The sequence below is a fragment of the Marinobacter manganoxydans MnI7-9 genome, from assembly GCF_000235625.1.
Classification (GTDB): domain Bacteria; phylum Pseudomonadota; class Gammaproteobacteria; order Pseudomonadales; family Oleiphilaceae; genus Marinobacter; species Marinobacter manganoxydans.
Window position 1 is genome coordinate 1 of record NZ_AGTR01000010.1, and the last position, 7,438, is coordinate 7,438.

At 52.8% G+C, this 7,438-nt stretch carries 6 protein-coding genes; 4 read left to right on the forward strand and 2 right to left on the reverse strand.

Going from position 1 to position 7,438, the window contains the following annotated elements; translation table 11 throughout:
* The 4 genes from KYE_RS01855 to KYE_RS01870 all read left to right on the forward strand — a co-directional run.
* A partial coding sequence (locus tag KYE_RS01855) for an efflux RND transporter permease subunit (protein WP_008169855.1) occupies positions 1-1,925 on the forward strand: 1,925 nt, incomplete at its 5' end.
* Positions 1,926-2,143: 218 nt separating this feature from the next.
* Positions 2,144-2,533, forward strand: coding sequence for a GtrA family protein (locus KYE_RS01860; protein WP_039881780.1), 390 nt, complete (start codon positions 2,144-2,146; stop codon positions 2,531-2,533).
* Positions 2,517-3,545 (forward strand): glycosyltransferase family 2 protein, encoded by a 1,029-nt coding sequence (locus KYE_RS01865; protein WP_008169859.1) that lies wholly within the window; start codon positions 2,517-2,519, stop codon positions 3,543-3,545. Before KYE_RS01860 ends, KYE_RS01865 begins: the two co-directional genes overlap by 17 nt.
* Positions 3,529-5,025 (forward strand): ArnT family glycosyltransferase, encoded by a 1,497-nt coding sequence (locus tag KYE_RS01870; protein ID WP_008169862.1) that lies wholly within the window; start codon positions 3,529-3,531, stop codon positions 5,023-5,025. The genes KYE_RS01865 and KYE_RS01870 overlap by 17 nt, the downstream gene beginning before the upstream one ends.
* A gap of 75 nt (positions 5,026-5,100) precedes the next feature.
* Here the strand turns inward: KYE_RS01870 and KYE_RS01875 are convergent, their stop codons facing one another.
* A complete protein-coding gene (locus KYE_RS01875) occupies positions 5,101-6,423 on the reverse strand; it encodes an ATP-binding protein (RefSeq protein ID WP_008169863.1) in 1,323 nt (440 codons plus the stop codon).
* Between the two features lie 29 nt (positions 6,424-6,452).
* Complete coding sequence (locus tag KYE_RS01880) at positions 6,453-7,124, reverse strand: response regulator transcription factor (protein ID WP_008169864.1); 672 nt, start codon at positions 7,122-7,124, stop codon at positions 6,453-6,455.
* Positions 7,125-7,438 lie beyond the last annotated feature (314 nt).

Consider the following 7,438-nt stretch of genomic DNA (forward strand, 5'->3'; position numbering starts at 1 on the left):
TTGAGAACATGTTCAAGCATCTGACCCATCCTGATGGCGAGCATGACGCCCATCGGGATGAGTTGGCTGGAGATGACCCCGATCCATTGGACGCGTCACACGATGATCATGGCATTGCCCTTCGTCTCCAGGAAGCCGGCCGGGAAGTGGCGCGGCCGATTTTTTTCGCGACGGCGATTATCCTGGTCGTTTTCATGCCTCTGTTCAGCTTCGAAGGTGTGGAAGCCAAGCTGTTCCAGCCAATGGCAATCAGCATCATGCTGGCTATCGTGTCGGCGGTGATCGTCGCTCTGGTGGTTGTACCCGCGCTGGCGTCATACATGTTCCGTAAGGGTATCCGGGAGCGGGAAAGCTTCATTCTAAAACCCCTGGAAAAGCTCTATCGCATGGGGCTTGCCTGGTCACTGAAGCATAGCCGCGTGGTTGTTGGCGCGGCGGCGGTTCTTGTTGTACTGGCGGCGCTGATTGTTCCACGACTGGGCACGGAGTTCGTGCCTGAACTGGAAGAGGGCACGATTAACCTCCGGGTGACCCTGGCCCCTTCATCAAGCCTCGATACGGCGCTTGAAGTGGCGCCGAAACTGGAGGCCATGCTGATGGAGTTTCCAGAGGTGACTTACGCTCTGTCCAGGGCTGGCCGAGCAGAAATAGGCGGCGACCCGGAGCCAGTTAACAACATAGAGGTCTATATTGGCTTAAAACCAACTTCGGAGTGGACCAGCGCCAGTAATCGCTATGAATTGCAGGCTCTGTTTGAGGAGAAGCTCGAACAGCACCCGGGACTACTGTTTAACTTTTCTCAGCCTATCGCGACTCGGGTTGATGAATTGTTGTCAGGTGTTCGTGCGCAGTTGGCCATCAAACTCTTTGGCCCGGATCTCGACGTACTGGCGGAGAAAGGCCAGCAGATTGAAGCGGCGGTCCAAACCGTTCAGGGAACACGGGATGTGGCCATGGAGCAGATTGCCGGTGAAGCGCAGTTGGTGGTTCAGCCAGACCGTCAGGCACTTTCCCGGTACGGACTCGCCGTGTCTGATGTGATGAGTGTCGTCCGGGACGGACTGGGTGGTGCCGCCGCGGGCCAGATCATCAACGGAAATGAGCGGTACGATATCTATGTGCGCCTGGCCAAACGTTTCCGGGAAGACCGGGATGCCATTGCTGATCTCAGGTTGCAGGCGCCTTCCGGAGCCTGGGTGAGACTCGGTGATGTGGCCGATGTGTCTATTGAGTCTGGCCCGCCCCAGGTGCGCCGCGACGACGTTCAGCGCCGTGTGGTCATTCAGTCCAATGTGCAGGGTCGTGACATGGGCAGTGTGGTTGCCGATATTCAGGATACCATCGCGTCAGAAGTGAACCTTCCCCCCGGCTATTCGGTGGATATTGGTGGTCAGTTCGAAAACCAGCAGCGAGCTCAGAAACGATTGACCATTGTGGTACCTGTATCTCTGGGCCTGATTGCGCTGTTGCTCTACTTCGCTTTCAGTTCGGTTGGTCAAGCGCTGTTGATTCTGGTCAACGTGCCGCTTGCCGTAATTGGTGGTGTCTTTTCGCTCTGGGTCTCCGGCCAGTATCTTTCAGTGCCCAGTTCCGTTGGATTTATCACACTGTTTGGTGTGGCGGTGCTTAACGGGGTCGTTATGGTCGAAAGCATCAATCAGCGAATACAGGATGGGTTGAACGTGGATACCGCGGTGTTTGAAGGTGCCGTCTCCCGTTTACGTCCTGTCTTGATGACAGCAATAACCTCGGCGCTCGGCTTGATACCGATGCTGTTGTCGACGGGCGTGGGAGCGGAAATCCAGAAGCCACTGGCCAGCGTGATTGTTGGTGGTCTCGTGACTGCAACTTTCCTGACACTCTTTGTTTTGCCGGTTCTGTTCGGTCGCTTTTCAAGAGCCAAGGTGGGTGATATTCAGCGGTAGATGTGAGGCGGAAATGCATAGTTGCGGTTACATGCATGGAAGTGTAATTCCGCCCGTTTTAACGGAGACGAGGGTCTTGCTGTTGAACTTTGCTCCTAGAAAGAAGGCTGTGACTGTGATTCTGGTGCCCGATGTTTCTGAAGAGTCAATGTTCACCATTTCCGGAATTGTTGTTGAAACATCGGGCACGATGGTTAGCCACGGGTGTGTCGGCCAGGATGAAGAAGGTTCCCTTTAAAAGAATAAGTGGATTTATTGCCGCCGGAGGAATGGCAACCCTTTTCCATTGGGCGGCCATGTCCGGCCTGGTTCTGCTTGGCATGGCCCCCGTAGCAGCCACCTTTTCTGGAAGCGTTGTAGGAGCGGTTACCAACTACTGGTTGCAGCGAACTTTGGCCTTTCCAAACGCACGCCCACACATCCAGGCCATCTGGCGATATGCCTTTTCCTGTTCACTCGCAGCTCTCCTGAACGTTCTGATCTTTTTAGTCCTGCATCAACTGTTTGAAATCTCTGTTGTGCCTGCTCAGCTTCTAACCACTGCGGCTGTCGCTGTATTTAACTATGTTGTCTACCAAAGGCTGGTGTTTCATGAACAAACCTCTTGAGACTTCCCGTGCGCCGAATGAATCAGAGCTGCTTTCCCTGGTGGTTCCGGTGTTCAATGAGCGTTCGATGCTTCCCCTATTCTTTGAGCATGTATTGCCGATCCTTGCGAGCCTCGATATTCGCTCGGAGATCGTGGTTGTGGACGATGGTAGCGAGGATGGCAGTGCCGAATTTGTTAGGACTTTCATTAAAAGGAAATCGAGCATCCGTCTCGTCAAGCTAAGCCGCAACTTTGGCAAAGAGGCAGCGGTAACAGCAGGGCTGGAGCATGCCAAGGGGGATGCGGTGATCGTTCTGGATGCGGACCTTCAGGATCCACCTGAATACATTCCCGAGATGGTCAGGAGTTGGAAGTCCGGCTTTGATGTCGTTCTGATGCAACGTCGATCACGTGTAGGCGAGAGTTTTCTCAAGCGCTGGAGTGCGCACCTTTTCTATCGCTTGCTGAATAAGACCAGTCGCACTGAAATCCCGGTCGACACGGGTGATTTCCGATTGATGAGCAGGCGGGCAGTTGATGCCCTTCTCCGGTTAGGAGAGCGCAACCGCTACATGAAGGGACTCTTTGCCTGGGTTGGTATGCCAACGACGATCATCGAATACGACCGGGCATTGAGAGTGGCTGGCGAGAGTAAGTGGGACTACCCGGGCCTGGTCGGCCTGGCCCTTGAAGGCCTGACTTCCTTCTCAGTGTCACCTCTCAGATGGGCAACGCTTGTCGGCTTGCTGGCCGCCTCCGTTGGTGGATTGTTCGGTGTCTGGATTGTAGCGAAGGCAATAATGCTCGGCGATCCGACTGACGGCTACCCATCGTTAATCGCCCTCATCAGTTTTCTGGGCGGCATACAACTGGTGAGCGTTGGTATCGTTGGTGAGTATGTGGGCAAAACCTACATCGAATCGAAACAGCGACCACTGTATCTGACCGAAGAAGTGGTCGAGAACAAAGAGGTATCAAGCCGAGACCAAATCAGCAACTTCAGAGGCGTCAAGAATGCTAAAGCGATTTGAGCCCTGGTTCTGGGTACTGGCTGCCGTATTGTTCAGTCGCTTTATCGGAATGACGCTGTTTCCCTTCGTGGATACAACGGAGCCCCGATACGCTGAAATCGCTCGTTTAATGGCTGAAACCGGGGACTGGATAACGCCCTGGTTTGAACCCGGCGTTCCGTTCTGGGGGAAACCTCCACTGTCGTTCTGGGCTCAGGCTGCCTCTATAAAAATATTTGGACTGTCTGAATTTTCTCTGCGGCTACCGGCATGGTTCGCCACGATTGGAATCGTATGGCTGACGTGGTGCCTTGCAAATCATGCGCGCGGTGCTGCGGTCGCTCGATGGTCTACTCTTGTGCTTTCCACGATGGTACTCACCTATATCAGTGCCGGCGCAGTCATGACGGATACGTTCCTGGTATTTGGAACGACCCTCTCCTTGGTGAGCGTGTGGTTTGTGCTTTCAGGGCGCTCTGACTATTGGCGCTGGTGGTTTTTCATGGGCCTGGCCATCGGTTTGTTGTCAAAGGGACCGTTGGCTGTTGTACTGACCGTTATCCCCCTGGTGCTATGGGCTGCTATTTTCAGGCAGCGGTTACAGCCGTTGAAAAAATTACCCTGGCTTCTTGGCTCACTTCTGACACTGGCGATTGCCGTGCCATGGTACGTGCTCGCTGAATTGAAAACGCCAGGGTTCCTCAACTATTTCATCATTGGCGAACACTTTAGCCGGTTTCTGGACCCCGGGTGGGCCGGCGATTTGTACGGTAGTGCCCATGACCGGCCCAAGGGCATGATCTGGATATTCTGGCTTTGGGCTTCATTCCCCTGGGGTATCATTGGCTTGGTTGGCTTTGGCCTTGCGGCGGCGCGAGGCAAAACAAAGGATATATTCACTGGTGCTGTTCAAGACGCCTCAACGCTGTATCTGTTGTTTTGTGCGATAACGCCAATGCTGTTCTTCACCCTGGCAGGCAACACGCTTTGGACGTACATACTTCCTTCTCTTCCGTTCTCGGCCATTCTGATTGCCGGATGGGTGTCGAAGCTCGATCTAGGTGCCTGGTCCAGAGTCAGGTCGGGGGCTGTATTACTTGCACCCGTTCTCATTACCCTTTTTGTGTTCATAGGTGTGAGCGGAGTAAAACCACTAAAAACCGAGAAGCAATTGATAGGCCGGTATGAGAGCATTCAGCAAGCGGGAGACGGTCCAATCTTTTACATTGGCGAGATGCCATTTTCCGCACGTTTTTATTCGTTGGGCGACGCTGTCGAAATCACCTCCACAGAATTCGACAGTCTGCTGGAAGCTGACGGGTACGCCAGGGTCTTTGCAGTAATTCCAAACCATGCGGTCGATGAGGTTCTTGGTCCGCGGGCCACTGACGCTCAGAAGTTGGGGGAGAACGAACGGTACCAGCTATTCTCGATCGATCTTCCGCCAACAGACAGCCAGAATGACCCCGTTGATTCTGAATTAAACTCGAAGAATGATTAATGACGCAGCTGATTACTGCTAAAACTGAGTCTTTGAAGGCCGGATTTTCAAGATGGCTGGCCTTTTGGCAGTGATCTAGTCCGGAAATGGCAGTAAAATCAGAATCCTGGCTCCTCCGTTTTTCGAGGATCCGATTTCCAGGTGTCCGAGGTTGTCTTCGACAATCTCGGACACGATGGACAATCCGAGCCCAAAACCGGCGACCGTTTCATCCAGCCTGGTACCCCTGTTCATGACAGTGGCTGCCGCCTCGGGAGAAATTCCGGGGCCATCGTCCGCTACTTCTATGGAGAGTCCTGATGACGTGCGGGCGATTGTAACGTCGACGGTTGTCTGGCACCACTTCCCGCCATTTTCGAGTAAATTGCCAAGTAGCTCTGAAAGATCCTGTCGCTCCATTGGCCAGCTGAAGTTTTCAGGTAAGTTGGTGTGGAGGCGAAAAACCGTGTCAGGGAAGATTTTTTCCATAACGGTGATGACACTTGCCGTGATTTCAACCGGCATGCACGTTCGTCCCATCTGTCTGCCTGATATGTCTGCTTTGCTCATCCTGTAGTTCAGGGATTTGTCAAGCTCCCGCAAGTTAGAGGCCATAAACACAATATCCTCCCGGGACGGAGGCAAGGTATCGATATCCGACAAAATGGCAAGATTGGCAGAGATAGAGGTTTTGACCAGGTGAGAGAGATCAGAATTCAGGCGGCGGTGGCGGTCCAGACGACGGTTTGACAGCTCAAGCAAATCATTGAGCTGGCGGATCAGCGGACGAAACTCTTCCGGTACGTGAGGGTTCAGGCGACTTTGTTTCCCGGATTGGAGCCGTCTCAGGTCCTCTTTTATCTTACTGATGGGCTTTAACGTCAGATGTGTAGTGGTTCCAATCAGGGCCAGCAGTATCGCGAGAAGAACGGCCGAGGCGCCGAGCAATGTCAGGTGAGCCTTCAGCGGTCGTTCAGAGAGCGCCCCCTCGGTTTCAAGAACGGTGATTGAGGCCAGTTTTTCACTGGCGGAGAAAATGCGTTTGAGCCCGAAAAGCGTGTTCGCACCCTGCGCTATGTGGATGAAACCCTCGGGCTTCTCTGCAGCGCCCTGCAGTTGGCTCTGGTCAAAGTTCGGGCTCGCCAGGACGCTTCCGCTAGCCGTTTCGATGACGATGGCATGCCCCAGAAGCATTTCAAACTGATTGATCATGTTGCTGAGGTCGTCGGTTGTGGGGGATTCAGCCTCAATGATTGCCTGAAAGTTTCCCAGCTCTTTGTTCAGGTGTTGCTTCCTGGACTCGTCCGATAGTTGCTTTATCACGTAGGTGTGTGAAAAGAATATCAGAGTAAAATATACGAGGCTGAAAACAGCACCATACTGAATGGCTGTTCTGCGGATACTTTTTGGAGCAGACATATTTTAACCTGGTTGGTTCACTCGGGCGTTCAGCGGGTAGCATCTTTTTCAAAGTAGTAGCCCTGGCCACGCAATGTTTTTATTTTATTGACCCCTATTATTTTTCTAAGCCGGGTTATGTAAACCTGAACGACATTTCTGGTGGGGCATCTTTCTATGTTGTAGAGGGATTCAACCAGTTCGTCCTGGGAAAACACTCGGTCCGGTGAACGGAGGAAACACTGTAAAAGGCGGAATTCCGTAGCTGTCAGTCTGAACTCTTTCTGGACGGGCGTGGTAAGCGTTCGGTAGGTGGCGTTGAGATGAAATCCGTCGACGCTGATCTGGTCTGTCGTTCTGCCGTCCTTTCTGCGGATAATCGCACTGAGCCGGGCTTTCAGTTCATCAAACTCAAACGGTTTGGGAAGGTAATCGTCGGCACCCGCGTTCAACCCTTCTACTCTCTCAGTCCAGTTGGAGCGTGCGGTCAGAATAAGGATGGCCTCTTTTTTCCCGTTTTTTCTCCATCTTTGCATTAAAGAAAGTCCATTTTCATCGGGCAGTCCGATATCGAGAATAACGGCCTGGTAGGAGCTTGTTTCAATCAACGAGTCCGCTTCTTTGCCGGTTTTGGCGATATCTACTGTGTAGTGCGCCTGCGCAAGCCAGTCCGATATTTTTTTGGCAAGTACAGCATTGTCTTCAACAATCAGAATTTTCATTTGTAAGCGCCGTTTTTCGTGGTGGGAAAGTTTCGCCAGTCTGCCATGGATTGTACCAGTAACGGCAACTCCCCAGAAAAACAGCAACCCGTTAAAAATGGGGGGTTACCGGTCGACTTTTCAGTTTGATTTCAGTTGCACCGGGTAGCGTCAACAATCGAGCCACGAACGCGAGAAGCTGTATATACATGGTTTTAGGAGCAACCTATGAGCGATAGACATTTCTATGCAGGTGTGTCCAGGCGCCGCCTTATACAAGGAGCTGCCACAATGGGACTTCTTGCCGGTTTCGACAGTTTGTTACCGGCCTATGC